Origin of the sequence: Vibrio sp. SS-MA-C1-2, assembly GCF_021513135.1 — a bacterium.
Taxonomy (GTDB): Bacteria; Pseudomonadota; Gammaproteobacteria; order Enterobacterales; family Vibrionaceae.
The window spans coordinates 1739965-1765734 of sequence record NZ_CP090981.1 but is presented as its reverse complement, the minus strand read 5'-3'; the positions used below and the strand labels follow the sequence as shown (position 1 = coordinate 1765734).

Here is a 25770-nt window from a genome sequence, read left to right as displayed (position 1 = left end):
GATGACCACTATGGAAAAAAAACAAACATCAACAACAACCCAACAACTACCTCAAAATGTCGTGATATGTAATATTGAACGTGCTACCCCAGAGGTTATCAAAGGATTAGCAGAATGTGGCGTTGCAACTGTTCATGAAGCACAGGGCCGCCGTGGTTTATTAGCTGACTACATGCGTCCAATCTATTCAGGTCCAGCTATCGCGGGTTCAGCACTAACCATTTCTGGCGCTGCGGGTGATAACTGGATGATGCATGTTGCTATTGAACAAGCTCAAGCAGGTGACATGCTTGTTTTTGCTCCAACATCGCCTTCTAATTTTGGTTTTTTTGGTGACCTACTAGCCACATCAGCACAAAGTCGTGGTGTTGTCGGATTAATTATCGAAGGTGGTGTTCGAGATACTCGAGACCTAAGAGAAATGAACTTTCCAGTATGGTCTAAACACATCTTTAGCCAAGGCACGATTAAAGAAACCTTAGGTTCAGTCAATATCCCAATGGTGTGTGCCGAAGAGATCATTAACCCCGGTGATATTATTGTTGCCGATGATGACGGTGTTTGTGTCGTTCGTCGTCAAGAGGCGGAACAAGTATTAGCAGAATCTCGTGCTCGCATGGTAAGAGAAGAAGAGAAGCGCATTCGTTTAGCTAATGGTGAGTTAGGTTTAGATATTTATAACATGCGACCTCGCTTAGAAGAAAAAGGTCTTGTTTATGTCAAATAACAAGACCGTATCAGCTCCGTGTATGTGGATGCGCGGTGGTACATCCAAAGGTGCTTATTTTCTTGCAAATGATCTCCCCCAAGATCAACAAGAGAGAGATGAGTTTCTATTAGCTATAATGGGATCGCCAGATAGCAAACAAATTGATGGTATGGGTGGTGCAACTCCTCTCACATCAAAAGTTGCTATTATCAAACCTTCTGAGCGTCCTGGAATTGATGTTGATTACTTATTCTTACAAGTTTTTGTTGATCAACCCATTGTCAGTGATGGTCAAAATTGTGGCAATATCTTAGCGGGTGTCGCCCCTTTTGCTATTGAACGCGGATTAGTTGATATTCTAAGTGACATAACTAATGTCTCTATTTATATGGAAAATACCGGTCAGGTTGCGACTTGTGAGGTCAACACTCCTAATAAAGAAGTTTGTTATCGAGGAGATGTGGCTATTGATGGAGTACCAAACAGTGCATCCCCTATCGCCATCACCTTTAAAGATACTGCCGGTTCAACTTGTGGCGCACTTTTACCTACTGGGAATGAGTTTGATATTATTGACGAGACAACCGTTACCTTAATCGATAATGGGATGCCAGTGGTTGTCATTCGAGCTATAGATATGGGGATAACTGGACAAGAATCTCCACAAGAACTCGAGAGCAATGATAAGCTGCGTCAAAAACTTGAGCGTATCCGTTTAGAGGCAGGTCAAAAAATGAATTTAGGTGATGTGACTGAGAAATCGATTCCCAAATTAACCATGGTGAGTGAGCCAACTCCAAATGGTTCGGTTTCAACTCGCACCTTTATTCCTCATCGTTGCCATGCTTCTATTGGCGTTTTAGGTGCCGTGAGTGTTGCAACAGCGTGTATGCTACCTGAATCTCCAGCTTTTAGTGTCTCAACACTCCCTGAACAAAAAACAAAACGCGTTTCAGTTGAACATCCCGCTGGCGAATTATCCGTTATTTTGCAAACAAAGAATAACCAAGTACAAAGCGCAGCAATATTACGAACGGCTCGAAAGCTTTTCGATGGGACGATTTTTCAACACGGTTAGAAGTATTGTTAATAACCAATATTTAATGTTTAATTATTACTAGCAAGATACTCTTAAATTTAAGGAAGAATAAAGATGGATGCTGATTACTTACCTTTTCACCCTGCTCCTAGTAAACCAAACTATACACCACCAGCAGGTGCAGTAGATGCACATTGTCATGTATTTGGCCCTGCATCACTTTTTCCATATTCTCCAAAACGTAAATATACCCCCTGTGATGCACCAAAAGAACAGCTTTTTGAGCTACGTGACTACTTGGGTTTTGACCGAAATGTTATTGTTCAAGCATCATGTCATGGAACAGACAACCAGGCTCTATTAGATGCATTAGAAACAGCAGGTGACCTTGCTCGTGGTATTGCTGTTGTTTCACCAGATATCACAAAAGAAGAGCTAGAACAGATGGATCGTTTAGGGGTTCGCGGGGTTCGCTTTAATTTTGTTAAACGCCTCGTTGATACGACACCTAAAGAGGTATTTAAATCAATTGCTGAAAAGATTAAACCCCTTGGCTGGCACATTGTAGTTTATTTCGAGTCTCAAGATCTTGATGAAATTGCCCCATTCTTAGTAGAGTTAGATACCACGATTGTTGTTGACCATATGGGTCGTCCCGATATCTCAGAAGGCATCGAGAGTGAAAGCTTTGCTAAATTTATAAACTTAATGGCAAACAATACGAATATCTGGACAAAAGTAAGTTGTCCAGAGCGTTTAACCTTAACCCCACCAAATTATAGTGATGTGATTCCTTTTGCTAAAACATTAGTAGAGAAATTTCCTGAGCGAGTCTTATGGGGGACAGATTGGCCACATCCCAATATGAAGTCACATACGCCAGATGATGGGCACCTTGTTGATGTCATTCCGAAAATTGCACAAACCACTGAATTACAACAAGCACTTCTTGTTAAGAATCCAATGCGCCTCTACTGGAAAAAATAAGTAAAAATAAGGAAATTTTATGTCTTCATATTTAAATAATAAAACACCTATTGAAGGGACAACCCTATTTGATGGTGCAATGTCTCGTAAAGGCTATGGTTTAAATAAAATGTGTTTTTCATTCAATGAACAAGATGCTCGTGATCAATTCAATCGTGACGAAGCCGCATACTGTGATAAATTTGGTGTCACGCCAGAACAAAAAGAAGCGATATTAAAACGTGATGTTCTTAAGTTATTAGAGTTAGGCGGTAGTATTTATTACTTAGCTAAGTTTACAGGCATGTTAGGACTGACCATTCAGGACGTGGGTGCTATCCAAACTGGTATGACAGTAGAAGAATTTAAAGACAAATTAGTAGCTGCAGGGAAGTAACGACATGGCTAAAATTATCGGTGGTATCACCACATCTCACATCCCATCAATTGGTAAAGCAATCGATCAAGGAATCCAACAAACACCTTACTGGAAACCTTTTTTTGACGGTTACCCACCCATCCATCACTGGTTAGAACAAGAACAACCTGATGTCGCAATCGTTTTTTATAATGATCATGGGTTAGAGTTTTTCATTGATAAAAAACCAACGTTTGCCATTGGTGCGGCTGAGCAATATCAAAATGCAGATGAAGGTTGGGGAATTAAACCGATCCCTGCGATCAACGGTGATCCTGACTTATCATGGCATATCTGTAATGAATTGGTTGATAAAGAGTTTGATATCACTATCTGTCAAGAGATGCGTGTCGATCATGGTCTAACGGTACCAATGCAATTAATGTGGCCAGGTAATAATTACAGTCACATGAAAGTCATCCCGGTTTGTATCAATGTTGAACAACACCCAATGCCTTCACCAAAACGTTGTATGGATCTTGGTAAAGCGATTGGTGAAGCGGTTGAAAGTTATGATAAAGATCTGAAAGTTGTTGTATTAGGTACAGGTGGACTTTCACATCAATTAGATGGTGAACGAGCTGGTTTTATCAATAAAGAATTTGATCTTTACTGCATGGATAAATTAATTCACGATCCTGAAGCATTAACTAAATTGACAATTCGAGACCTTATCGAGCAAGCTGGTGCTCAAGGTCCAGAGTTAATTATGTGGTTGGGTATGCGTGGTGCATTAGGTGATGAAATCTCCCTACTCCACAGTAACTATCATATCCCTGTTTCAAATACAGGTGCTGGCACGATGTTAATTCAAACAGAGAATCGGTAATTCCAATGTTATGATCGAAAGATCATATAATAATTGACCAAGCCGCCTTAACATCGCATTTTGTTAAAGCGGCTTCTTATCTTTAACGCTTAAGCTGTTTTGTCACTTTTTCAGCAACAAAATCATAATCCGTTTTTGTCTCAATTCTCGTCATTACATACAAAAATGGCGTATCCAAGAGTGAAATCACAATCTTGACCAAGTAAGTAGAAATAATCACACTAACAATATAATCTTCTGGAATCACACCCGCTAAACCAAATAAAACAGTCACTAATACCGTATCAAAAAACTGGGAAAGTAGCGTAGATAGATTATTCCGAATATAGAGCAACCGCCTTGAAGGAAATAGTTTTTTAATCATATGATAAATTGTCACATCTAAGCTTTGGCTACAGAGGTAAACTAAATTACCAATAAGAACCGCCTTCACCATCCCACTATTTGCAGAGAACAGGGCATCAAAAGATTGATTATAAAGCGTTGAATATTGATCCGCATTAAATGGTTGAAATAAACTCGCTGCGACCATTAATAAAATAAACGCAATATTGGCAGAAATCGAAATATAGATAATATTACGAGCTGCACTTTTTCCAAACTTTTCACTTATAAAATCAGTGGCTAAAAATACGCTGCCATAAACGACATTACCTAAGGTTGCGTCAAGCGAAAAGTCACCAAAAGAGGTGTAATGGATAAACTTATTGACTTGAATATTTGCAGCAATCACACAAATAATGACATAGATATAGACGCCAATTAAACCAAACTTACGGTATGAAAGGGTCAAGAGGGTAAAGCTGGTTAGGATTAACAAACCTAACAGTAAAATGTTGTACATTGTATCTCCAAGTTTTGATTATGCAGGATGGTTGACGAACTGCAATGAATGAATGTTTGTTTCGTTAATTTATACAATAAATAAAAATTTAAAGCGTATTTTAACCTAAGCCAACCGCGTTTTTGTGATCATAAACAATGACATTGTCACGTTGATATTTTGGATAAATCTCGTAGAACTGTTTGATGAGTTCTTCATCAATATTCACGTCTTGGCTATTTTCTGTGAAAATATTGACCAAAACAATATCCAAATTTTCTGACGCGAGTTGTAGGTCACGCTCAATCATCTCTATCGTTTGCCCTTTAATACCAATTAACAAGTTAACTGCATCAAATGTTTGGTGAAAATACTCAAGATCAAGCTTATCAATAAAGCCTTTATTTAAAACTTTTTCTCGAAAGTCATCGTCATAAGTTTCTAATCCCGTTTTAGCAATAATTTTATCAACGTCAAATTGCTTATTAAAATCCGCGATTAATTCATGATACATATAATGAGCTTCATACATAAAGGTATGAATATTTTTCTCTTTAATGATCACTTTAATACGTTCAATATGAGCTTTAGGTAATTCAAAGATGCTGCCTGAGTTAATAATCTCTAAAACTCCGGTTTCACCTGTGATTTTATCTAACTCAACGAAATTCACTTCATCTAATTCATTAATATCTTGACTGCCATCAGCCCAATAATCACAAAATGTACATTTACGCCATTTACAAAAACGTGACTTTAATAAAACCACCTCTCGATCAAAACCATCGGTAGTTAAACAATACCGTTCAGCAACAGGTTCAGCTGTTGAATAAATAAGCTGTTCAGCTTCAGTTAAAAGCACTTTTCCCTCTCCATATTTTGTTCAAATAAATTTTAAAAGCCACCAATCATACGCTAAAGGTGGAGGATGTCACAGAATAAATAGAATCAAAGAACACGCTTAGAAATTCAACCCTAAGTATCAAACAGCCAATAGATTATGTGATATTGATATCAATTTTTATTAGAACTATCCGCCGAGATGTGAGCAATCTACCATTCAGATATTCTGCCAATGGTAATCTTAAAAAAATAAGCTATATTTAAATCAGAAAATAAGATAGCGGCTCTACCTGACGATACGACCATTTATGTTTACCTTTTTCGTTCATGTGTTAGGAATTTAAGATGAAGTTACCATTAAAGCGCTCTGCTATCTTATTGATGATTATTAGCCAAAGCCCTGTCTTCGCTAATTCAGCACTAACAACAGTACGCTACTCTGCCCCGATTGTGCAGGTTGCTAACTCTCAACTCCATCGAGATCCTTTAGAGGAACTTAATGAAATTGCATCATTTGATACCAACCCAACACAGCCATTTAATCACTTTGATGATCTTTATCAACTAGCTATCCCTGCTCAACAAGAGTTAGAAACGCTTTGTAATCTGATATCAGCACAAAATTCAGCTAAACCCTACTATTCAGGTGTAAAGTCTATTGCGAGAGCAGAAAAGAAAATTGCTCATGAATTGAATGGCCAGCCAGAGTTACTAACCGATGTTGCTCGTGCTACCATCGTGACGGATAATATTGCTCAACTGACGCAAGTATATAATCAATTGGCACAGCATAGTGAAGTTGTTCGTGTTAAAAACCGATTCTTAGAGCCCGCTCCATCTGGTTACCGTGATATTAGCTTATTGATTATTTTACCAGAGACCAAAATGGTCACTGAGGTGCAACTTCATTTAGCTGAAATTGCCGAGATCAAAAATGGCTCTGAACATCAGCTTTACCAACAAGTACAAAAGATCCAACATGTCGCTGTTCAACAACAGCGCGATCTAACCGATTTAGAGCACAGCAAAATTGCTCGAATCCGTGTTGAAACAAACCGCTTATATGATGAGGCGTGGTCAAAGCATACGCCAATTAAAGATGTTGCTTAATTCTCATTATCCAAGAGCATTATTTACAATCATTTGAATAATGCTCACTCAATCATTCTATTTCCAACTTTCTTACTAATAAGTACAATTCTTTTCCTTTCGATTAAAACTCTCTTTTTCATAAATAAAATAATCAGTAGCATGCCAATTTATTAATACATAAGTCAGCTGTTTAAAACCAGAAAAATCACCGGTTGTTTTTATGAAAATAGCACTTTTTACAATTTTGAAATTTATGTTTTCAGTTTAAATAAAAACTACAGATTGAATCAAATTTTAAAGACTTTATGATCTGCATTCATTTTATAATCACGTATATATTACCATTAAGGTGTAATAATGAAGCCGACCTTATTAACGGTTAAAAATAAGCAATCTAGATTGACTCGATACTTGACTACTTTTCTTTTAACACTTTCTTTAGTATCTCCAGTTATTTTTGCTCAACAATCTCCAACAGTAGATTTACGTATCATTGAAACCAGTGATATCCATATGAACTTTATGGATTACGATTACTATAAAAACAAGCCAACAGAACGTTTTGGTTATGCTAGAACTGTTACTCTGATCAAGAATGCACGTAAAGCATCAAAGAATAATTTACTTGTTGATAATGGCGATTTACTGCAAGGTAGCCCGATGGGCGATTGGGCAGCAGATCGTGGTCTTGATCATGGTGAGAAATTCCCTGCTTATCAAGCGATGAATCCTATGCATTATGATGTTGGTAACTTAGGCAATCATGATTTTAATTATGGTTTAAAGTATCAGCTTCAAGCAACAAGCCAAGCCAATTTCCCCTACATCAATGCCAATGTTTATCTTGATAATGGACATGGTGAGGCAGGCAAACATGCCTACAACCCTTATATTATCGAAAATAAAACCGTTATTGATAATGATGGTAATAAACAAACCATTAAAGTCGGATTTATTGGTTTTGTACCACCACAAATTATGCTTTGGGATGCAAAAAACCTAAAAGGGAAAGTGGTCGTTAAAGATATTGTTGATACAGCAAAACAATATATTCCAGAAATGCGTGAAAAAGGCGCGGATCTAATTATTGCCATTCCACATTCAGGGCTTAATGATGACCCTTATCATGAGTTGATGGAAAATGAAGTTTACTATCTATCTAAAGTTTCTGGTATCGATGGTATTCTGTTTGGTCATGCTCACGCAGTTTTTCCTTCATCTGATTTCGCTCATATTCCAGGTGCCGACCTTAAAAATGGGCTATTAAATGGCATTCCCTCTGTTATGCCTGGGCGATACGGTGACCATATCGGTATCCTAGATTATAAATTACAGCTAAATAATGATCACCAATGGTCTATCATTGATCAACGCGGCTCTACCAATGCGATTTATGATAAACGAGACAACAAGGCATTAGTTAGAGCAGATAAAGAAACACAACAGATTCTAAAAGAAGATCATTTAGAAACCATTAAATATCTCAATAAGACTATTGGTAAAAGCAACAGTGAGATCAATAGTTACTTAGCGTTTGTTCAAGATGATCCATCTATTCAAATTGTCAATAACGCTCAAACTGACTATGTTAAAACGGTCTTAAAAAATAACAAAACACTGAATCAACTGCCAGTGTTATCTGCGGCAGCACCTTTTAAAGTTGGTGGTCGTAAGAATGATCCATCGAGCTATACTGCAATGCCAAAAGGGATATTAACCTTCCGTAATGCTTCTGATCTCTACTTATACCCAAATATTTTGATTGTAGTCAAGGCGACAGGTGCGGAAGTGAGTGACTGGTTAGAATGTAGTGTTGGTATGTTTAACCAAATAGATCCTCAAAGTACTCAACCTCAATCATTGATTAACTGGAATCATCGCAGCTATAACTATGATGTGATTGATGGCATTAGTTATCAGGTTGATGTGACTAAGCCAGCGCGATTTGATGACAACTGTCAATTAAGCAATAAAAATAGTCATCGTGTGGTTAACTTAACCTATCAAGGTAAAGCGGTTGATCCTAAACAGGAGTTTCTTGTTGTCACTAATAATTATCGTGCGTTTGGTGGAGGTCACTTTGCAGGTACAGGTAAAGACCATATTGTCTTCTCTGCACCAGATCAAAACCGACAAGTATTGACTAATTATATCGAAAGTCAAAGTAAGAAAAATGGTTATGTTGATGTGAAAATTGATAATAATTGGCGTTTACAGCCTATTAATAGTGAGAAGAAACTTGATATTCAATTTGAAAGTTCGCCAAGTGATAATGCAAAACGTTATATTAAGTCCCATTCAGTCAATTCAACTGAATTTATAACAACAGATAATATTGGTTTTGGTATTTATCGATTAAATATAACTAACCGATAATATAATCAACCCACAAGAAAAAGAGAGCGATTCTCCCTTCTTGTGGGTTATTTAAAATGATGTACATAAAGCAAATAGTGTTACTCGTCATCGGCCACTAAGTTAACCTCATAAATATAGGTACTCTCATAGGCAAAAGAACCACGCCAACAACCAGCAACGTTCAGTAAGAAGAGCTATCCTGTTAATCTAAAAAGACAATATTTGAAATATCTACACGCTCATCTAGCTTAAAATCATCAACAATTTGAACTTTGGGTAATGTACCGTACTCAGTCACAAAGTACTCATCAATCACTCTCTGCAATCGAATAGAAAGAATTCCTACCTCACCATAAGTTCTTTTAATACTATGGTTGTAAGCAAATAGAACCATCGCTTCATTATTGATATCAGACATAAATATAGAAATAGAGTCTATATCTATTTGATCTTGATTTTCACTCATTAAAATTGAATGAACACTCTCAAACCTCTCACTAAATTTTTGAAAAATAAAAGTAATTAAACCTTTATTCATTGAATGTCTCTCCCAAGTAGAGAGATTGGAAAAACTCATAACTTCCTCGGTCATCATCAATTACAAGATTAATTCCATACTTTGACATTTCTTTGCTGTCACGAATGAAAATATACCAGTACGTATTAATATCAAAAAAAAGCTGACCAGTAATGGGAACTAATCAGTCATATTGATTATACGTATTCATATACGTTATACAAAATTTTTTTGAGTTATTTAATTAATTTATGATTAAATGCCATATCAATCGCAGTTCTACCGATCATTTTTTCTATGGTTTGATAGCCTTCTTCCCCTAACTCTTCACTGACCTTCATTAATAATTTAGATAACCCTTGATAAGCAAGTTCATTGATTTCTTTAGATTCAGATATATGACCGATTAATAACCAAATAATATGACGAAATCCTGGATCCTTAAGCGCGATTGTCCAGCTTTTATCTAATACTTCGCAACTTGAAAGATCTAAATGAGAGAGAAAATAAGGAAAAGCGCGACCTTTAAGTGCATCACCAAAACTACTCACACTTTTATGGTACGATTGTAAGCTAGATTGTCGAATCCCCGTTTTCAAACTAACTTGATGATACGTAACCTGACCCCAGCCCTTTTCTAAGAAAAGCTCCCAGATAGACTGATTAATAAACTCATATTTTTGTTGTCGTTGTTCTTTTGTGATCCGAGCCATAACGATTACCTAAATATATTGATATCATCTTATGCAACCAATAGATTATAGCTCGAATTTGGAAAACTGCTTCTAATGAGACTCTAGTCAACGTTAATCTTTTTATTCTTCTCACTGATCCATTGTGACATATACTTAGTACTCGCCATCGTATGATGCTTTAACATTTCACCAAAGAAGTTATCTAAACGGTGCGCTTCTAAATCGAGCGATATTTTTTCAATCTTTTCAATTAGTTTGGCACCTAACTTCGTCGCATCATATTTATCTTTTAATAATGGATGACAAATATCTTGAGCTTGAAGCCAACGTGCTTTGTTTGAATAAAGTTCAATCGCTTGTTTAATAAACTCTTCATCTTGCTCTGTAACGTTACCGGGCCAATCAGGATAAGCATCAGATAACATTCCTTCACTACCCATTGAGCTTGTCACGCTGGGGGTTTGCACTTTCATGGCATCAAGAAATTTCCCTTTGATACCCGCCCCAAAACGAATAGGCGCTAAGCAAACTTTCGCTTTTTCTACCACTTCTAGCGCATCAGTTGCCCAACCTTTGATATGAAAACCCATTTTAGGATTATGAATTGCTGTCGCTTTTGGTGGTGGATATGAACCATAGATATGTAATTCGGCATCAGGAAGTTGGCGACGTATCTGTGGCCAAATTCGTTGCAATTGAAGTACCGCATCCCAATTCGGCGCATGACGGAAATTACCAATGGTCATAAAGTGCTCCCGGGCTTCAAATTCGCGAGTTTCTGTTGGCAATTGAGTTAAGTCGACCATAAAGGGTAAATGATGGAGAATATGCTCTGAAATATTGAACTGATTAATTAATAATTCCATCTCATAATTCGAGATGATTAAAGAGAGATCACAACGTAAAATTGCTGCGATCTCACGTTTAGTTAAATCAGACTGAAGATCGGATTGGGTCAATTCTCTTGATGCCTTAACCGCAGTATGTCGAGCATTTCGTAAAAACTGTAAATCTTCAGTATCTAAAATTTTCAATGCCTTTGGACAACACTTATCAACACGCCAACCAAACTGCTCTTCCATCATAAAACGGTCAAACATAACAATGTCAGGTTGTAACTCTGAGATATATTGATCAAAGCTATCTGAATTTAATTCAATACTCTGACTAGTTATCTCTTCTTTTTCTAGATCAATCATATGTTCAGTTCGCTGAGCAGGCGTCGCAAACTCGACCAACCAACCTTGCTGTTTAAATAATCGCAGTAGCGACATCATATGAGTCCCGGCTGCTGATGAGTTTGGTTCAGGCCAAACATAACCAATCGCTAAAATCGTTTTCTTCACGTTAAACTCGCCTATATCCTAAAAGATTAATATTCATTATCAAAATACTAAAGTCTCTGATTTTTTTTATTTTTTCCACCAATAATTTCACATCTTGGCTTCGATGTTTATCTGCAATCAAAATAGCATCATCACTATCAACAATCACTAAGTCATTAATCCCTAATGTCGCAATCAATCTTCCTGTTGAATGGATATAATTATTTTGACTATCAATCATCGCAACATTGCCATTTAACACATTTTGGTTCTCATCCCGAGTCGATTCTTGCCAAAGCGATTGCCAACTACCGATATCACTCCAGCCAACATCCATCGGGGTCATTAAAACTTTATCTGATTTTTCTAACACGGCATAATCGATAGAAATATCCGGACATCCCGTAAATGAATGTTCGTTGATGCGGACAAAATCAGGGTCAACTACCCCACTTTCTAACGCCTCATGACAGGCATTAAATATCTCAGGTTGATATCGATTCAACTCATCTAAATAGGTTGATGCTTTAAAAAGAAAAATACCGCTATTCCAACAATAATGCCCACCATTCACATAGGTTGCTGCATCTTCTGCATTTGGCTTTTCAACAAACTTATCAACAAAAACAATTTGTCCGCTATATTTAGCCCCCTGTTTAATGTATCCATACCCTGTTTCAGCTCGATTAGGAATAACTCCAAAAGTGACCAAGAAACCATTTTCGGCAGCATCAATACTCTGCTCAACGGCTTGATGAAAAGCAGCAATATGATTAATTTTATGATCGGCAGGAAGGACTAACATTAAAGGATCACCACCTAAAGCAATAGCATGAAATGCAGCTAACGCAATTGCAGGGGCGGTATTTCGTCCAATGGGTTCTAAGATAATAGCGTCAGGAGAAAAATCAGTCAGTTGCTCCGCGACAATAAACCGGTGCTGATGGTGACAGACGACATAAGGCGAAAACAGATCCAGCCCATCTAATCGCTGTAATGTATCCTGAATCATTGTGGTGTCATTAAGCAGGGGTAAAAATTGTTTGGGGTAATGGGAATGAGACAAAGGCCAAAGACGAGCACTCGCTCCACCAGCAATCACAACAGGTAGAATCATCGGGTTGCAACCATCAACGTAGTTAAATGAGTTGGTTACTATACCGTCTCGCTTTCAAGTTGTCTTGTCATATACACGGACTCAAATTTTTAATAGAAACATTGCTGATAAAAAAGGCTAACTTAAGCGATAAGGGGTGCTTAAATTAGCCTGTAAAATAAAGGCTTTAACCAATAACTTGATATACCCTAATTATTGGTTATCAAGATCATTGTAAATTTAAGACTCAGCAAGTAATTCTGGTTTTGTAATACTGGCTTTAAACTGCTGTCTTGCCCCATGTAGTAAGGGTTCAGTGTAGCCACTAGGTTGTTCACCACCTTTGAAAACCAAATCGCAAGCCGCTTTAAACGCAATGCTGTTATCAAAATCAGGAGCCATATTGGTATACTCAGGATCATTCGCATTTTGTTTATCGACAACCACTGCCATTTGCTTCATTGTTTCCATCACTTGTTGTTCACTACAAACACCATGGAGTAACCAATTAGCTAGAATTTGGCTTGAGATACGCAATGTTGCACGATCTTCCATCAACGCAATATCATGAATATCTGGCACTTTAGAGCAACCAACCCCTTGATTAACCCAACGAACCACATAACCTAAAATACCTTGCGCATTGTTCTCAATTTCTTGAGCAATCGTGGCTGAATCAAGGTCTTTATTCTCCATAATTGGCGGTGTTAATAGGCTATCTAATGATTCGGTATAATCATAAGTGGCTGATTTAATCTGCTGTTGAACCTCTTTCACATCGCAACGATGATAATGAGTGGCATGAATAAATGCAGCTAATGGCGAAGGAACCCAAGCACAATTAGCCCCAGCTTTAGGATGACCAATCTTCTGAGTTAGCATCTCTTGCATCGCATCTGGCATTGCCCACATGCCCTTACCAATCTGAGCTGTCCCATCTAATTGGCAATCTAAACCAATCTTAACATTACGTGCTTCATAAGATTGAATCCAACCTTGTGCTTTGATTAAATCTTTTGGATAAACCGCACCAGCATGCATCGAAGTGTGGATCTCATCACCAGTACGATCAAGGAAGCCCGTATTAATAAAGAATAAACGATCTTTAACACTACGAATCACTTCTTTTAGATTGGCGGAAGTACGACGTTCTTCATCCATTACACCGACTTTTAATGTTGCTGGTGCCAAGTTCAAGGTCTCTTCAACACAAGAAAATAGAGTATTTGTAAACGCACTCTCTTCAGGGCCGTGCATTTTAGGCTTAACAATATAGATGCTACCAAATCGAGAATTAATTAAACCTTCTTCTGTACGCTCATGAAGTGCGCATAATGACGTTAAAAAGGCATCTGCAATTCCTTCAGGGATCTCATTGCCTTGCTTATCCAAAATCATATTGGTTTTCATTAAGTGACCAACATTTCTAACAAGTAACAAACTGCGACCACGTAAAGTTAATGCTTCTCCGTTTGGCTGTTGGTAAGATCTATCTTTGGCAATGGTTCGAGTGACTGTTTTACCACCTTTTTCAAACTCGGCGGTCAACGTTCCCTTCATCAAATCTAACCAATTACGATAAGCTTGTACTTTATCTTCAGCATCCACAGCTGCAACTGAATCTTCAAAATCCATAATTGTTGTCTGAGCTGCTTCAACAATGACATCTTTAATGCCGGCATTGCATAATTGACCAATCGGTGTTGTGGCATCAATTTGCACTTCAATATGTAAACCATTATTAATAAACAATAGAGACAATATCGGAGATGTATTGAAACCAACAAATTGGCTAGAATCTTTCAGATCTACGATGTCGCCATTAGCAAGGTGACAAAGTACAAAGTGTTGGCCTTCTTTTTGACATAACTCATACACTTGGACATCTTGATGAGAACCTGAAGTCAATGGAATAGCATCATCTAAAAATTCGGCTCCCCATTGAATCACCGCGTTGGCTTTTTCTATATCTAATCCTTTACCACTTGGTAATGCCCCTGTTACAGCATCAGAACCGTAAAGTGAATTATAAAGACTCCCCCAACGCGCATTGGTTGCATTTAGTGCAAATCGTGCATTTGAGATAGGTAGGATTAACTGAGGACCAGCAACAACGGCAACTTCAGGATCAATATCTTTGGTTGCGATAGAAAATGCATCTTTTTCTTCAACTAAATAACCAATCTCAGTTAAAAATGATTTATATTCTGAAAAATCAAATGGCTGGCTTTGATGAGCAATATGCCACTCATCCAACTGCTTTTGAAAACGATCACGCGTGGCTAAAAGTTCGGCATTTTTAGGTGCGAGTTCTTTAATCGTATTTGAAAAACCACACCAAAATTGCTCTGATTCAACTTGCAAGCCAGGTAATACTTCATTCTCTACAAATGAAAATAAGTTTTGATCGACTTTAATATCAAAAGCATCAATATAATTATTCATCATCATTCCTTTAAATACTGTTTCGATTGACCAATCTAACAATGTTAACGGTATCGTTAACATTTGACCCTAAATAAGAAATTTAAAAATAAGCTTGTAGAAAATTTTCAAGCTTAAAAAATTATTGCATTAAACGATTTTATTTAAATAAACGTAACAAAAAACCATCTCAAAAAACGGAGTAAAATGAGTACTGAAAATAATGTCACGTCTTATAACAAATTCGATGTTTTGAATAGCTTATTTTAATGTAACATTAAAGATAAACTATTCAGCCTTTTTAAATAAAAAATTAAATTACCAAAATAATTAATTTTTGGGGCGAATAAATGGCATATGACGATTCACATCTTTATACAGAAGATAACGAAATTCTTCTGGACCACCGGCATAGCACGATTGAGGACAGAAAGCGCGCAACCACATAAAGTCACCAGCTTCAACTTCAACCCAATCCTGATTTAAATGATAAACCGCTTTACCTTGTAAGACATACAAACCATGTTCCATCACATGCGTTTCATCAAATGGAATAACACAACCAGGTTTAAAGGTAACAATATTAACATGCATGTCATGACGCATGTCTTGTGGATCAACAAAACGCTTCGTTGACCAACCACCGTCAGTATCAGGCATCACAATAGGTTCTAGGTCATTTTCATTTGCAACAAATGGCGTTGGTGCATCTAGACCTGCAACAAACTGATAGGCTTTTCGTACCCAGTGGAAGCGAACGGGCTCTTCACCATTATTTTTTAATGACCAATCACATCTCGGAGGAAGATAGGCATATCCTCCTTCTTCAAGTCGATGAACGTCACCTTCAATCGTGATATCCATAGAGCCAGAAACCACAAATAAGATACCTTCAGCCACATCATCAAGCTCAGGTTTATCTGAACCACCACCCGGTCCAACCTCAACGATATATTGAGAGAACGTTTCAGAAAAACCACTTAATGGACGAGCAATGACCCACATTCTCATCTCATCCCAAAAGGGTAAATAACTGGTTACAATATCAGTGAGTACACGCTTTGGTATAATCGCATAGGCTTCTGTTAATACCGCTCTATCTGATAAGAGCTGGGTCTGAGGAGGTAATCCCCCTGTTGGGGAATAATAGGGTTTATCTTTAACCATGATATATCCTTATACTTTTGATAAAAAATATCTAAATCCAAATTAATCTTTATTTAAATAATAAGATCTTTTGTTCTATTTGCTGCTTTTATTGCCAGCTTTTGTGCCGACTCTTTATGATTATATAATAGTTGATCAAGATCTAATCCGACGACATTACCATTAATCAGTCGCCATTCACCAGCAACCATCACACGGTCAGCTTCTTGTCCGCCACACAAAATAAGTGCAGCTAAAGAATCATGATGTCCAGAGAATCTCAAGTCATCCAATTTAAACATGGCAATATCTGCTTGTTTACCAACGGCAATCGTACCGATATCTTCACGTCCCATTGCACGCGCAGAACCAGATGTAGCCCAACGCAATGCATCTTTATGTGAAACATTTTTAGAACCATACCGAAGACGCTGAAGGTATAACGCCATTTTAACTTCATTGATTAAGTTTGAACCATCATTCGAGGCAGAACCATCCACACCTAATCCAACGTTTACCCCAGCTGCTTCAAGCTCATTATTACAGCTAATCCCTGATGCCAGCATCATATTAGAAGTAGGACAGTGAGCAATACCGATTCCAGCTTGGCCTAAGCGTTTAATCTCTTCACTATTAAAATGAATACCGTGAGCCAACCACGTTCTTGAGTTTAACCAGCCGACATCCTCTAAATAATCAACCGGACGTAGACCGAAACGCTCAAGGCAAAAATCTTCTTCATCTAACGTTTCACATAGATGAGTATGCATCATCACTTGTTCATTTTTAGAGATTCTTGCGGTTTCTCGCATTAAGTCAGTGGTAACCGAGAAAGGAGAACACGGCGCTAAGGCAATTTGTGTCATCGCCCCCTCTTCTTTACTGTGATACGCTTTAATTAAACGTAAGCTATCATCAATAATCTGTTGTTCTGTTTGAATGGTATTTCTTGGTGGTAAACCGCCTTGATCTTCACCTAAACTCATGGAGCCACGAGTAAATATGGTTCTCATGCCTAACTCTTTTGCAGAGTTAACCTGAATATCTATCGCATTCTCCGTCCCTTGAGGAATTAAATAGTGATGATCAGAGGCGGTTGTACAACCCGATTTTAACAACTCAACCAGAGCCAACTCGGTTGAATTTTTAATCATGTCACCATCAAGACCAGCCCAAACCGGATAAAGTGTTTTTAGCCAGTCAAAGAGTTCTTTATCCAGAGCATCAGGGTATGCACGAGTCAATGTTTGATAAAAGTGATGATGAGAGTTAACCAATCCTGGGGTAACAACATGAGAACTCGCATCTACAGCATAACTAATCGATGTTTTTGGTGTTTGATGACGAGCAACAAGTTCAATGATTTTATTACCTTGGACAACAAAACCACCCTCAGCATTCTCGGATGTTCCGGTATAAATTGCTTTTGGGTTTTTAATCCAGATAGTTTCCATGATTATTCTCTTCCTTTATTTTGTATTAAGATCTTCAACTAAATGGGCTTTCTCTTCAGCTTCAATGTCACTTTTGCTTTTCGGTAGTAACTGATCAACTAAAATAGCAATCAATGTACCTGTTGATATACCTGAATGAAAAATTGTTTTGATATCTGGATGAAGATGTTGTATCAAGCGAGGCTCATAAGTTACCGCCAGTCCACTTGCAATACCAATACAGATAACTAAAGCATTACGACGAGTATCTGCGGCTGTTACCAACATACGAATGCCTGAATAGGCAATCATTCCGAACATCACAATACCAACACCACCAAGTACCGGTTTTGGTACTGAAACCGCCAAAGCACCAACCTTGGGAAATAACCCCGCAATAATCATTAGTACACCCGTGGTTGCTACAACGTAACGACTAGCCACACCGGTAATACCAACAATACCGACATTTTGTGAGAACGAAGCAAGCGGCATTGCACTCATAAAAGCAGCAAATGTACTACCTAACCCATCACACAATAAGCCTTTTTTCAGGTCATTACCTTTAAGCTCCACCTTGCAGTTATTAGCAAGCGCCATGAAATCTCCTGTCGCTTCAGCAACAACAACTAAATACACTAATGAAATAGTAATTACAGCTGATAGAGAGAAGTTCATTCCAAATTTCATAGGTTCAGGCAGTGCAAACCATGGTGCATTAGCGACCGTGCTAATATCAACAACCCCCATGACCGTTGCGACAATCGTTCCTCCAACTAAACCTATAAAAATTGCAGAAGCCCCTAAGATACCTTTTCCATAAGAAGCAATAAAAATCACAATACCCAGAGAAATAGCAGCCAGAAATAGCTTAGGAATCGTTGCAAACTCTTCCGTCACCTGTGAATCACCAATCCAATTCATCGCAACAGGCAAAATAGTTAAACCGATTAAAGTAACAACCACACCACTCACGACAGGTGGGAATAATTTTCTGACGGTTCCCATAAAGAAACTGGCAATAACAACAACAAATGAACCGGCTAAACTTGCGCCAAAAATGTCAGGGAGACCTTTAGATGCACCTATGGCAATAAGTGCCCCTAAAAATGCGAAACTCGACCCCATAACAACAGGTAATCGAATACCAATATATTTAAAGCCAATACACTGAACAATAGTAACGATACCTGATGCAATCAACGCGGCACTCACCAGCGTGACAATATCTTGTTGCCCTAAACCGACGCTACTTCCTACGATAAGGGGGACGGCTACGATACCACCAATTGATGCTAGCATATGCTGTAAAGCCAGTAGTAGCATCGATCCTGATGGGGGTCTTTGGTTAACTGTATACAAGAGTTTCATGTTCTATCCTTAACATTTTACATTTGGTAAAATTAACGAGAGGTATTCAATTTAGCTTCCTCGGTAAGTTGAGAAGCTATATGGAGAAACAAGAAGGGGCACATGATAATGCGCTTGCTCATCATTAATACCAAAGCGAAGAACAACATCATCAAGAAATGGCACATTATCTGCTGCTCCCGGCTTTTGGCTTTTTTCGAAGTACGCGGCCACTTCGAAAACTAGTTGATACTTTCCTTTTTTAAACTCTGCCCCAGATAAGATCGGTGTATCCGTTCTGCCATCCGAATTGGTGACAGTTTTAGTTATTAACTTATACTCTCCAGATTCAAAAGCGTATAAAGAAACAGTAATTTCTTCTCCTGGTAACCCTTGAGCTGTATCTAAAACATGCGTTGTTAAATATCCAGACATAAATTCACCCATCTCCTTTGTCTATTTGGGCTTACATTAACTCTTCCTTAGATAAAACTTCATAAAAATAAATAAAAAACTCTATCTACAGGTTAAAATTATTACTATTATGGATACAAGTCTACATTAAAATCAAAATATTATTAACAACCTTGTTACAAGTCACAAAAAATAGACCGCGGGAACAAACAACTTTAATTGTTAACAATTTTATGACTTAATGTATACAAGATAATCGAAAACCATTCGTAGGAGGTTGATATGGAATATCCAAGAGATTTAAAAGGCTACCAAGGGAAGCCACCGCATGCAAAATGGCCAAATGAAGCTAAAATTGCCGTTTCTTTTGTTTTAAATTATGAGGAAGGTGGAGAACGTTCAATTCTCCATGGTGATAAAGAATCTGAAGCCTTTCTCTCGGAAATTCCAGGAGCTCAGCCTTTTCCTAATCAACGACATATCTCAATGGAGTCTATATATGAATACGGTTCCAGAGTTGGTGTTTGGCGCGTTTTAAACCTTTTTGAAAAATATCAATACCCTCTCACTATTTTTGCGGTTGGTATGGCTGCACAACGTTATCCTGAAATCATCAAGCAGATGCATGATGCGGGTCATGAGATTTGTAGTCATGGATACCGATGGATCGACTATAAAGATGTTTCTATTGAAGCTGAACGCGAACAGATGTATCAAGCAATCAATGCTATCAAAGAGATAACCGGAGAGCGCCCTTATGGCTGGTATACAGGCAGAACCAGTGATAATACTCGTGCCTTAGTGGCTGAAGAAGGCGGTTTCCTTTATGACTCAGACGCTTATGATGATGATCTCCCCTACTGGCATACCGAAGGGGAAAAACCACAACTAGTGATCCCTTATACTTTAGATGTCAATGATATGCGTTTTGCCACCTCACAAGGCTTTAACTCAGGCGAGCAATTCTTTCAATATTTAAAAGACTCATTTGATGCCTTATATGAAGAGGGGGCTACAAGTCCTAAGATGATGTCTATTGGTCTACACTGTCGCTTAATTGGACGCCCTGGTCGTATTCAAGCTCTTAAACGTTTCCTAAAATATATCAATGAATTTGACAGTGTGTGGGTTACTCGTCGCATCGATATTGCAAACCATTGGCATGAAAATCATCCACACCCAGATATGAAGGAGTCTTAACACAATGACAACAGCAACGACATGCTTAACAGCGGAAAATCAATTTAAAACCGTCACCCCTTCAGAGATGAGTAAAGATCAATTTCTTTCTGTTTTTGGTGATATTTATGAACATAGTGCCTGGATTGCTGAATTAGCCTACACCGATGGGCTATCCGAGCAAGACAACAATATAAATGAATTGCATCGAAAAATGGCAACCATTCTCGATAAGAGTCACAATGAGAAAAAATTAGAATTAATTAATCTTCACCCTGATTTAGCGGGGCGAGCAGCGATTAATGGTGAGTTAACTGAGTCATCGACAAAAGAACAAGCGGGCGCAGGCATTGATCAATGCAGCCCAGAAGAGATGACGAAATTTCAGCAATTAAATTCAGCATATAAGGAAAAATTTCAATTTCCTTTTATCATGGCAGTGAAAGGGGCGAATAGATTTTTAATCCTTGATGCTTTTGAAGTTCGAATTCATCACTCTCCAGAAGTTGAGTTTAATACTGCTATTAAAGAGATAAATAAAATCGCAATGTTCCGCCTACAAGAGCTATAACACAGCTAAATAAATTGTCGCGATGAATTTAAAGGAAGTAGAGATGATTGCAGAAGCAACAACAAAGTTGGCATTAAAAATCGAACCATTAACACCAGAAAATTTTAAACCATTTGGTCAAGTTATTGATAAAAATCAAGCTGAGTTTTTTTATATTAATAATGGTGGCACTAAGCGTTATCACCGTTTAGCAGACACCGACACTTTAGATCAAGGCGGAAACTCAATTATTAGTCTTTTTGAATCTAAAGCAAAATCAATGCCTTTTCGTATCGAAATGGTTGAGCGTCATCCATTAGGATCTCAAGCATTTATTCCCATTAATGGTATCCCCTTTTTAGTTGTTGTTGCTCAACCGGGCGAAAGTCCACAAATTGAAGATTTACATGCTTTTTATAGTGATGGAACTCAAGGTGTCAGCTATAACAAAAATGTTTGGCACCATCCCGTTATTGCTCTTGACGATGATTTATTACAAGTTGTTGTTGACCGTGTAGGAGATGGTAATAACTGTGATGAATACTTTTTTGATAAAACATTATATGTAGAGCTTGATGCCCCCTCGGCCTAAGAACAATACCGCATAAAATCAAACAGAACAGAACAGAACAGAACAGAACAGAACAGAACAGAACAGAACAGAACAGAACAGAACAATGACATTATTGCTCTAACACTAAATTAGTACTAATTGAGAAACGTATTTCTCATATTATAGAAGGATTTATATTATGGAATCTTATATGGTTGAATGGCTGAATCTTGCCATCCGTTGGGCTCATATGATTACGGGTGTTGCATGGGTTGGTGCTTCATTTTACTTTATTTGGTTAGAAAACAACTTAAATCGCGTTAATCCTAAAACAGGTTTAACGGGTGATCTTTGGGCTATTCATGGCGGTGGTATTTATCACTTAGAAAAATACAAACTTGCGCCTGAAAAAATGCCTGAAAATTTACACTGGTTTAAATGGGAAGCCTATTTCACATGGATTACCGGTGTTGCATTACTATCTGTTGTCTATTACTTAAATGCGAATATTTATCTGGTTTCTCCTGACAGTGGATTAAGTTCAGGTGGAGCAATTGCTATCGGTGTTGGCGCGATTATTTCAGGTTGGTTTATCTATAGCTTCTTATGCGATTCAGCATTGGGGAAAAGGCCAGTACTACTTGGAGTGATCTTATTCGCCTTATTAACCTTAGCCGCTTATTTACTTAGTCAGATTTTCACAGGCCGTGGCGCGTATATCCATGTTGGTGCGATTATGGGTACCATCATGGTAGGCAACGTATTTCGCGTGATTATGCCCGCTCAGCGAAATTTAGTTGCCGCTATCGAAGCCAATGAACAACCAGATCCAAGCTTACCAGCTAAAGGACTATTACGTTCTCGTCATAACAACTACTTTACGTTACCGATCTTATTTATTATGATCAGTAATCACTTTCCTTCAACTTACGGCAATGAATATAACTGGTTAATACTGGCTTCATTAGCAGCAATCAGTATTTTAGTTCGTCACTACTTCAATACTCGTCACAATAGCCAAAAGTTTGCATGGGCGGTTCCAACGGCTGCATTAGGTATGATTTGTCTAGCCTATGTAACTTCCGGAAATTTTGGTGTTCAACCTGCGTCAGTAATGGCTCAATCATCAATAACTGAACAGACCGATATCGTGATTATCGAGGAAACCATTGATACAACCTCTACAGCAAATACAGAGAGTCAACATCAAGAAGTTATGTCAATCATTAAAGGTCGCTGCACAACTTGCCATTCTGAATCACCGACTTTTTCAGCCTTCTCGACTGCACCAAGTGGTGTTATTTTAGATGATATTAGTCAAGTAAAGCTAAATTCAACTCGTATTCTTGCGCAAGCTGTTAATACTAATGTTATGCCTTTAGGTAACATTACAAAGATGACACCAGAAGAGCGAGAAATCCTTGGTCAGTGGATTAAAGATGGCGCTGTAATTACCAACTAGTTATTGCTTTATATACCCAGAGTAATTGAAGTTGCTAGTGGGCGGCAAGCAAGTGAAGCCCCATGAGTATAGGTGTACTCTATGATTGGGGCGAACGAGTACAGCCAACAACCTAGCAACTTCATTATTAATCAAACTTAGCGCTATTTGTTATTTAATCCTTAATATGCGAAGCTATTTATATCAAAAAAAACAACTAGGTTTATGATGAAAAAACAGGATGAAATTGTATACAGACACATCTTCGATGCGATTCTAGAGCAGAAGATCCCACCTAAAACTAAACTGAGTGAAGAGTCTTTATGTGAGATATTTTCTGTTAGTCGAACAATAATCCGTAAAGTCCTTTTTCGTCTTTCAATGGAGAATATCCTCACGATTCAGCCAAATAAAGGCGCGACGGTTTATGCTCCGACGATCGATGAAGCCAAACAGATTATAAAAGCTCGCCAAGTCCTTGAGATGGCTATTCTTGAATTAGCCATCGAAAATCGAACCAAAGAAAAAATAACAGAAATTAAAAATCTAATTGATTTAGAAGAAGATGCAATCGAAAAAGGTGATCAAGGAAGGGCAATTCGAATTTCGGGAGATTTTCATGTTCAACTGGCACAGATGGCAAAAAATAGTGCCCTGCTTAACTTTCAGAAAATCACGGTCTCACAATGCTCTCTTTTAATTTCTCTGTATGGGAAAAAATCTTCTCAACACACGCCGTTATGTGCATTAAAAGAGCATAGAGAGTTAGTTGAAGCCATTGAGGAAGGTAACACTGAAAGAGCAAAATCATTAATGCAAGCACATTTAGATCATTTAGCGAGTGGGCTTAATTTAAGCAATGAGTCGACATTTGATCTTCATAATGTTTTTTCTGATGTAGTGAATAATTAGCATTTAAAGTCATGGCATTAAAATAGTAGGTACTTATATTTTGGATTTAAATAGTAAGTACCTATCTCATATATTTTTCTTACATTTACTATTTTAAGGCTGGCAATGTTAAAACGGCATAGTGCTTGCGCCAACTCGCTATCGGTTCAACACTTCGTAGTCGAATCTGGAGTTGATCACTAAACAGTGACTGCTTAAATCGCTCAAGTGTTTCGGGCTTAATTTCAAGAGTGAACTGTTGTTGTTCTAATGGCTTACCTTCAATACCAATAGTTTGCCAACTCTGCTCTCTCGATCCCTCTTTATTACCTATAATTTCAAATTCATACTGTAGATTATTATCCCACAAACCTAAATTACTGAGTGTAAATGAAACGATCTGTCCGCTGTTTTGTTGCTTATTCTTGGGTTTTGTAATGGTTACATTCGAGAATATAGGCTCTGATTCAATTGAGCTAACCGTTTCAAACTCCCCAGCAGTTCTTATCATGAAGTCTGCACGATACCAGAGATGATCAGAGACGAACTCTCGTTCATTATAATCAGGTTCCCCTTGATTATTCACTCGACTGCCTGAAAATGGGTCTTGCCATTGGTAGTCTGTATCATTCCCTTCTGGACTACTAAAGAACGTATTTGCTCTTGGCCCAATAAATGAGACCGCTTTGAGTTCTATATTTGGCGTTTGGTTATAATAGATAAAATCAATACGATCACGATCATCTAACGCTCGCCCACACTCTTTAAGATAGCTATCTCCTGCAGTCCAACTATCTTCTTGTACCACAGGCCATGTAATTCCAGGATAGGTAACTGGATCTTGATAAAGTTGACGGTAGCTATCAATATACCCATCTTCACGAATCAGTCGATGAGTTAAAAAATCATACACCGTACCTGAATGATCAAACATCGTTTGAGTTTCGGTAGTCCAAATCAAGTCCACTCGGCTCATTGAAGTCACCACCGATAATGGAAATAATATTGCTATTATTTAATTGATTATTCTTATCAAGAACATACTCCATTTGGGCAGGACGTCTTGATTGTCTATCCATTTTATCTAAAATGTCACTATCTGAAATAACCTCACAGTTTTCTCTCGCTTGCCATGACTCACCATTTCCACCACGTGCGTCATACGTTATATAATTGGTCCAATCTAGATGGTTAGCCCATACATTAACTAAAGTTCCATTAATATTAATAACCGCACCAATACTTCCACCATGGTCAACCCCTTTATCCTGATCTCGAGCATCAATGACCTTCACAATAGGGTATTTAGACAAGATCCCTAAATCAGCAACTTGATGAGAACCTTGCCATAAATACATCCCTAGCTCTTGAGCGAGACGAGCATTGACTCCTCCCGCTTCTGAAAGTAATAACACATCAGCATCTGCGGCTTTTAGCTCTTCAATAGCGAGATCAAAGGAGTTCTTGTTGTTAAAGTTTTTATTTAAACTAAGCCACATATTTGCAGATACGATGGTTAAGTCAACGACTGAAGGCTCGGCACTTTGCTCTGTTGTATTAACACAACCAGACATTAACCCCATCACTAATGCAGAAACCAATAACCTTTTTTTAAATTCCATTTATTCTATCCCAATCTATTTTTAATCAATACGCTGTAAAAACACGATGTAAAAACC

25 protein-coding genes are annotated in these 25770 nt (G+C 37.9%); 12 read left to right on the top strand and 13 right to left on the bottom strand.

Features of this window, described 5'->3' with window-relative positions; all coding sequences use genetic code 11:
* Position 1 precedes the first annotated feature (1 nt).
* The 5 genes from L0B53_RS12515 to L0B53_RS12495 all read left to right on the top strand — a co-directional run bounded on the left by L0B53_RS12515 (position 2) and on the right by L0B53_RS12495 (position 3961).
* Positions 2 to 727, top strand: coding sequence for a 4-carboxy-4-hydroxy-2-oxoadipate aldolase/oxaloacetate decarboxylase (locus L0B53_RS12515; RefSeq protein ID WP_311197297.1), 726 nt, complete (start codon positions 2 to 4; stop codon positions 725 to 727).
* Entirely contained in the window at positions 717 to 1787 is a 1071-nt protein-coding gene (locus L0B53_RS12510) for a 4-oxalomesaconate tautomerase (RefSeq protein ID WP_235059945.1), read from the top strand. The genes L0B53_RS12515 and L0B53_RS12510 overlap by 11 nt, the downstream gene beginning before the upstream one ends.
* A gap of 75 nt (positions 1788 to 1862) precedes the next feature.
* Positions 1863 to 2735, top strand: coding sequence for an amidohydrolase family protein (locus L0B53_RS12505; RefSeq protein WP_235059944.1), 873 nt, complete (start codon positions 1863 to 1865; stop codon positions 2733 to 2735).
* A gap of 19 nt (positions 2736 to 2754) precedes the next feature.
* Complete coding sequence (locus tag L0B53_RS12500; RefSeq protein WP_235059943.1) at positions 2755 to 3111, top strand: protocatechuate 4,5-dioxygenase subunit alpha; 357 nt, start codon at positions 2755 to 2757, stop codon at positions 3109 to 3111.
* Positions 3112 to 3115: 4 nt separating this feature from the next.
* On the top strand, positions 3116 to 3961 hold the full coding sequence (locus L0B53_RS12495; protein ID WP_235059942.1) for a class III extradiol dioxygenase family protein: 846 nt from the start codon (positions 3116 to 3118) through the stop codon (positions 3959 to 3961).
* Positions 3962 to 4043: 82 nt separating this feature from the next.
* Here L0B53_RS12495 and L0B53_RS12490 read toward each other — a convergent pair whose 3' ends face one another.
* Both L0B53_RS12490 and L0B53_RS12485 read right to left on the bottom strand, forming a co-directional pair.
* On the bottom strand, positions 4044 to 4805 hold the full coding sequence (locus L0B53_RS12490) for a queuosine precursor transporter (protein WP_235059941.1): 762 nt from the start codon (positions 4803 to 4805) through the stop codon (positions 4044 to 4046).
* Between the two features lie 100 nt (positions 4806 to 4905).
* Complete coding sequence (locus L0B53_RS12485; RefSeq protein ID WP_235059940.1) at positions 4906 to 5646, bottom strand: hypothetical protein; 741 nt, start codon at positions 5644 to 5646, stop codon at positions 4906 to 4908.
* A gap of 326 nt (positions 5647 to 5972) precedes the next feature.
* Here L0B53_RS12485 and L0B53_RS12480 point away from each other — a divergent pair, with 326 nt between their 5' ends.
* Positions 5973 to 6737, top strand: a complete 765-nt coding sequence (locus tag L0B53_RS12480; protein ID WP_235059939.1) for a phosphoribosylglycinamide formyltransferase — start codon at positions 5973 to 5975, stop codon at positions 6735 to 6737.
* A 339-nt stretch (positions 6738 to 7076) separates the two neighbouring features.
* A complete protein-coding gene (locus L0B53_RS12475) occupies positions 7077 to 9095 on the top strand; it encodes a bifunctional 2',3'-cyclic-nucleotide 2'-phosphodiesterase/3'-nucleotidase (RefSeq protein WP_235059938.1) in 2019 nt (672 codons plus the stop codon).
* A gap of 184 nt (positions 9096 to 9279) precedes the next feature.
* Here the strand turns inward: L0B53_RS12475 and L0B53_RS12470 are convergent, their stop codons facing one another.
* The 9 genes from L0B53_RS12470 to uraH form a co-directional block, all read right to left on the bottom strand.
* Positions 9280 to 9654, bottom strand: a complete 375-nt coding sequence (locus tag L0B53_RS12470; RefSeq protein WP_235059937.1) for a hypothetical protein — start codon at positions 9652 to 9654, stop codon at positions 9280 to 9282.
* A gap of 176 nt (positions 9655 to 9830) precedes the next feature.
* Positions 9831 to 10307, bottom strand: a complete 477-nt coding sequence (locus tag L0B53_RS12465) for a hypothetical protein (RefSeq protein WP_235059936.1) — start codon at positions 10305 to 10307, stop codon at positions 9831 to 9833.
* Between the two features lie 83 nt (positions 10308 to 10390).
* On the bottom strand, positions 10391 to 11635 hold the full coding sequence (locus L0B53_RS12460; protein WP_235059935.1) for a glycosyltransferase: 1245 nt from the start codon (positions 11633 to 11635) through the stop codon (positions 10391 to 10393).
* Between the two features lies 1 nt (position 11636).
* The gene (locus L0B53_RS12455) at positions 11637 to 12731 is read right to left on the bottom strand and encodes a mannose-1-phosphate guanylyltransferase/mannose-6-phosphate isomerase (protein ID WP_235059934.1); all 1095 of its coding nucleotides are present in this window, start codon (positions 12729 to 12731) and stop codon (positions 11637 to 11639) included.
* A gap of 219 nt (positions 12732 to 12950) precedes the next feature.
* The gene (locus tag L0B53_RS12450) at positions 12951 to 15155 is read right to left on the bottom strand and encodes a malate synthase G (RefSeq protein ID WP_235062249.1); all 2205 of its coding nucleotides are present in this window, start codon (positions 15153 to 15155) and stop codon (positions 12951 to 12953) included.
* Positions 15156 to 15464: 309 nt separating this feature from the next.
* Positions 15465 to 16301 (bottom strand): bifunctional allantoicase/(S)-ureidoglycine aminohydrolase, encoded by an 837-nt coding sequence (locus L0B53_RS12445; RefSeq protein ID WP_235059933.1) that lies wholly within the window; start codon positions 16299 to 16301, stop codon positions 15465 to 15467.
* A 53-nt stretch (positions 16302 to 16354) separates the two neighbouring features.
* Positions 16355 to 17734 carry an 8-oxoguanine deaminase gene (locus L0B53_RS12440; protein ID WP_235059932.1) on the bottom strand — a complete coding sequence of 460 codons (1380 nt, stop codon included), beginning with the start codon at positions 17732 to 17734 and terminating at the stop codon, positions 16355 to 16357.
* Positions 17735 to 17749: 15 nt separating this feature from the next.
* Positions 17750 to 19084 (bottom strand): nucleobase:cation symporter-2 family protein, encoded by a 1335-nt coding sequence (locus tag L0B53_RS12435; protein WP_235059931.1) that lies wholly within the window; start codon positions 19082 to 19084, stop codon positions 17750 to 17752.
* 51 nt (positions 19085 to 19135) lie between these two features.
* The gene (gene uraH, locus L0B53_RS12430; RefSeq protein ID WP_235059930.1) at positions 19136 to 19498 is read right to left on the bottom strand and encodes a hydroxyisourate hydrolase; all 363 of its coding nucleotides are present in this window, start codon (positions 19496 to 19498) and stop codon (positions 19136 to 19138) included.
* 261 nt (positions 19499 to 19759) lie between these two features.
* On the opposite strand from uraH, the gene puuE reads away from it, so the two are divergent.
* The 5 genes from puuE (at position 19760) to L0B53_RS12405 (ending at position 24112) form a co-directional block, all read left to right on the top strand.
* Positions 19760 to 20677, top strand: coding sequence for an allantoinase PuuE (gene puuE, locus L0B53_RS12425; protein ID WP_235059929.1), 918 nt, complete (start codon positions 19760 to 19762; stop codon positions 20675 to 20677).
* 4 nt (positions 20678 to 20681) lie between these two features.
* Entirely contained in the window at positions 20682 to 21227 is a 546-nt protein-coding gene (uraD, locus tag L0B53_RS12420) for a 2-oxo-4-hydroxy-4-carboxy-5-ureidoimidazoline decarboxylase (RefSeq protein WP_235059928.1), read from the top strand.
* Positions 21228 to 21270: 43 nt separating this feature from the next.
* Entirely contained in the window at positions 21271 to 21798 is a 528-nt protein-coding gene (locus L0B53_RS12415; RefSeq protein WP_235059927.1) for an ureidoglycolate lyase, read from the top strand.
* A gap of 160 nt (positions 21799 to 21958) precedes the next feature.
* Positions 21959 to 23221: a urate hydroxylase PuuD gene (locus L0B53_RS12410; protein WP_235059926.1), complete on the top strand. Its 1263-nt coding sequence runs from the start codon at positions 21959 to 21961 to the stop codon at positions 23219 to 23221.
* Between the two features lie 204 nt (positions 23222 to 23425).
* Positions 23426 to 24112 (top strand): GntR family transcriptional regulator, encoded by a 687-nt coding sequence (locus L0B53_RS12405; RefSeq protein WP_235059925.1) that lies wholly within the window; start codon positions 23426 to 23428, stop codon positions 24110 to 24112.
* 88 nt (positions 24113 to 24200) lie between these two features.
* On the opposite strand, the gene L0B53_RS12400 is transcribed toward L0B53_RS12405, so the two are convergent.
* A complete protein-coding gene (locus tag L0B53_RS12400; protein ID WP_235059924.1) occupies positions 24201 to 25067 on the bottom strand; it encodes a hypothetical protein in 867 nt (288 codons plus the stop codon).
* On the bottom strand, positions 25018 to 25713 hold the full coding sequence (locus tag L0B53_RS12395; RefSeq protein ID WP_235059923.1) for an endonuclease/exonuclease/phosphatase family protein: 696 nt from the start codon (positions 25711 to 25713) through the stop codon (positions 25018 to 25020). The genes L0B53_RS12400 and L0B53_RS12395 overlap by 50 nt, the downstream gene beginning before the upstream one ends.
* Positions 25714 to 25770: the final 57 nt, after the last annotated feature.

Excerpts from the sequence above, each read along its gene's own strand:
- L0B53_RS12465 (WP_235059936.1), bottom strand. The coding sequence starts at position 10,307 with ATGGCTCGGATCACAAAAGAACAACGACAACAAAAATATGAGTTTATT.
- L0B53_RS12400 (WP_235059924.1), bottom strand. The coding sequence starts at position 25,067 with ATGAGCCGAGTGGACTTGATTTGGACTACCGAAACTCAAACGATGTTT.
- L0B53_RS12505 (WP_235059944.1), top strand. The coding sequence starts at position 1,863 with ATGGATGCTGATTACTTACCTTTTCACCCTGCTCCTAGTAAACCAAAC.
- puuE (WP_235059929.1), top strand. The coding sequence starts at position 19,760 with ATGGAATATCCAAGAGATTTAAAAGGCTACCAAGGGAAGCCACCGCAT.
- L0B53_RS12455 (WP_235059934.1), bottom strand. The coding sequence starts at position 12,731 with ATGATTCTACCTGTTGTGATTGCTGGTGGAGCGAGTGCTCGTCTTTGG.
- uraH (WP_235059930.1), bottom strand. The coding sequence starts at position 19,498 with ATGTCTGGATATTTAACAACGCATGTTTTAGATACAGCTCAAGGGTTA.
- L0B53_RS12395 (WP_235059923.1), bottom strand. The coding sequence starts at position 25,713 with ATGGAATTTAAAAAAAGGTTATTGGTTTCTGCATTAGTGATGGGGTTA.
- L0B53_RS12490 (WP_235059941.1), bottom strand. The coding sequence starts at position 4,805 with ATGTACAACATTTTACTGTTAGGTTTGTTAATCCTAACCAGCTTTACC.
- L0B53_RS12500 (WP_235059943.1), top strand. The coding sequence starts at position 2,755 with ATGTCTTCATATTTAAATAATAAAACACCTATTGAAGGGACAACCCTA.
- L0B53_RS12405 (WP_235059925.1), top strand. The coding sequence starts at position 23,426 with ATGATGAAAAAACAGGATGAAATTGTATACAGACACATCTTCGATGCG.
- L0B53_RS12480 (WP_235059939.1), top strand. The coding sequence starts at position 5,973 with ATGAAGTTACCATTAAAGCGCTCTGCTATCTTATTGATGATTATTAGC.
- uraD (WP_235059928.1), top strand. The coding sequence starts at position 20,682 with ATGACAACAGCAACGACATGCTTAACAGCGGAAAATCAATTTAAAACC.
- L0B53_RS12510 (WP_235059945.1), top strand. The coding sequence starts at position 717 with ATGTCAAATAACAAGACCGTATCAGCTCCGTGTATGTGGATGCGCGGT.
- L0B53_RS12470 (WP_235059937.1), bottom strand. The coding sequence starts at position 9,654 with ATGAGTTTTTCCAATCTCTCTACTTGGGAGAGACATTCAATGAATAAA.
- L0B53_RS12415 (WP_235059927.1), top strand. The coding sequence starts at position 21,271 with ATGATTGCAGAAGCAACAACAAAGTTGGCATTAAAAATCGAACCATTA.
- L0B53_RS12440 (WP_235059932.1), bottom strand. The coding sequence starts at position 17,734 with ATGGAAACTATCTGGATTAAAAACCCAAAAGCAATTTATACCGGAACA.
- L0B53_RS12515 (WP_311197297.1), top strand. The coding sequence starts at position 2 with ATGACCACTATGGAAAAAAAACAAACATCAACAACAACCCAACAACTA.
- L0B53_RS12450 (WP_235062249.1), bottom strand. The coding sequence starts at position 15,155 with ATGAATAATTATATTGATGCTTTTGATATTAAAGTCGATCAAAACTTA.
- L0B53_RS12445 (WP_235059933.1), bottom strand. The coding sequence starts at position 16,301 with ATGGTTAAAGATAAACCCTATTATTCCCCAACAGGGGGATTACCTCCT.
- L0B53_RS12495 (WP_235059942.1), top strand. The coding sequence starts at position 3,116 with ATGGCTAAAATTATCGGTGGTATCACCACATCTCACATCCCATCAATT.
- L0B53_RS12475 (WP_235059938.1), top strand. The coding sequence starts at position 7,077 with ATGAAGCCGACCTTATTAACGGTTAAAAATAAGCAATCTAGATTGACT.
- L0B53_RS12410 (WP_235059926.1), top strand. The coding sequence starts at position 21,959 with ATGGAATCTTATATGGTTGAATGGCTGAATCTTGCCATCCGTTGGGCT.
- L0B53_RS12435 (WP_235059931.1), bottom strand. The coding sequence starts at position 19,084 with ATGAAACTCTTGTATACAGTTAACCAAAGACCCCCATCAGGATCGATG.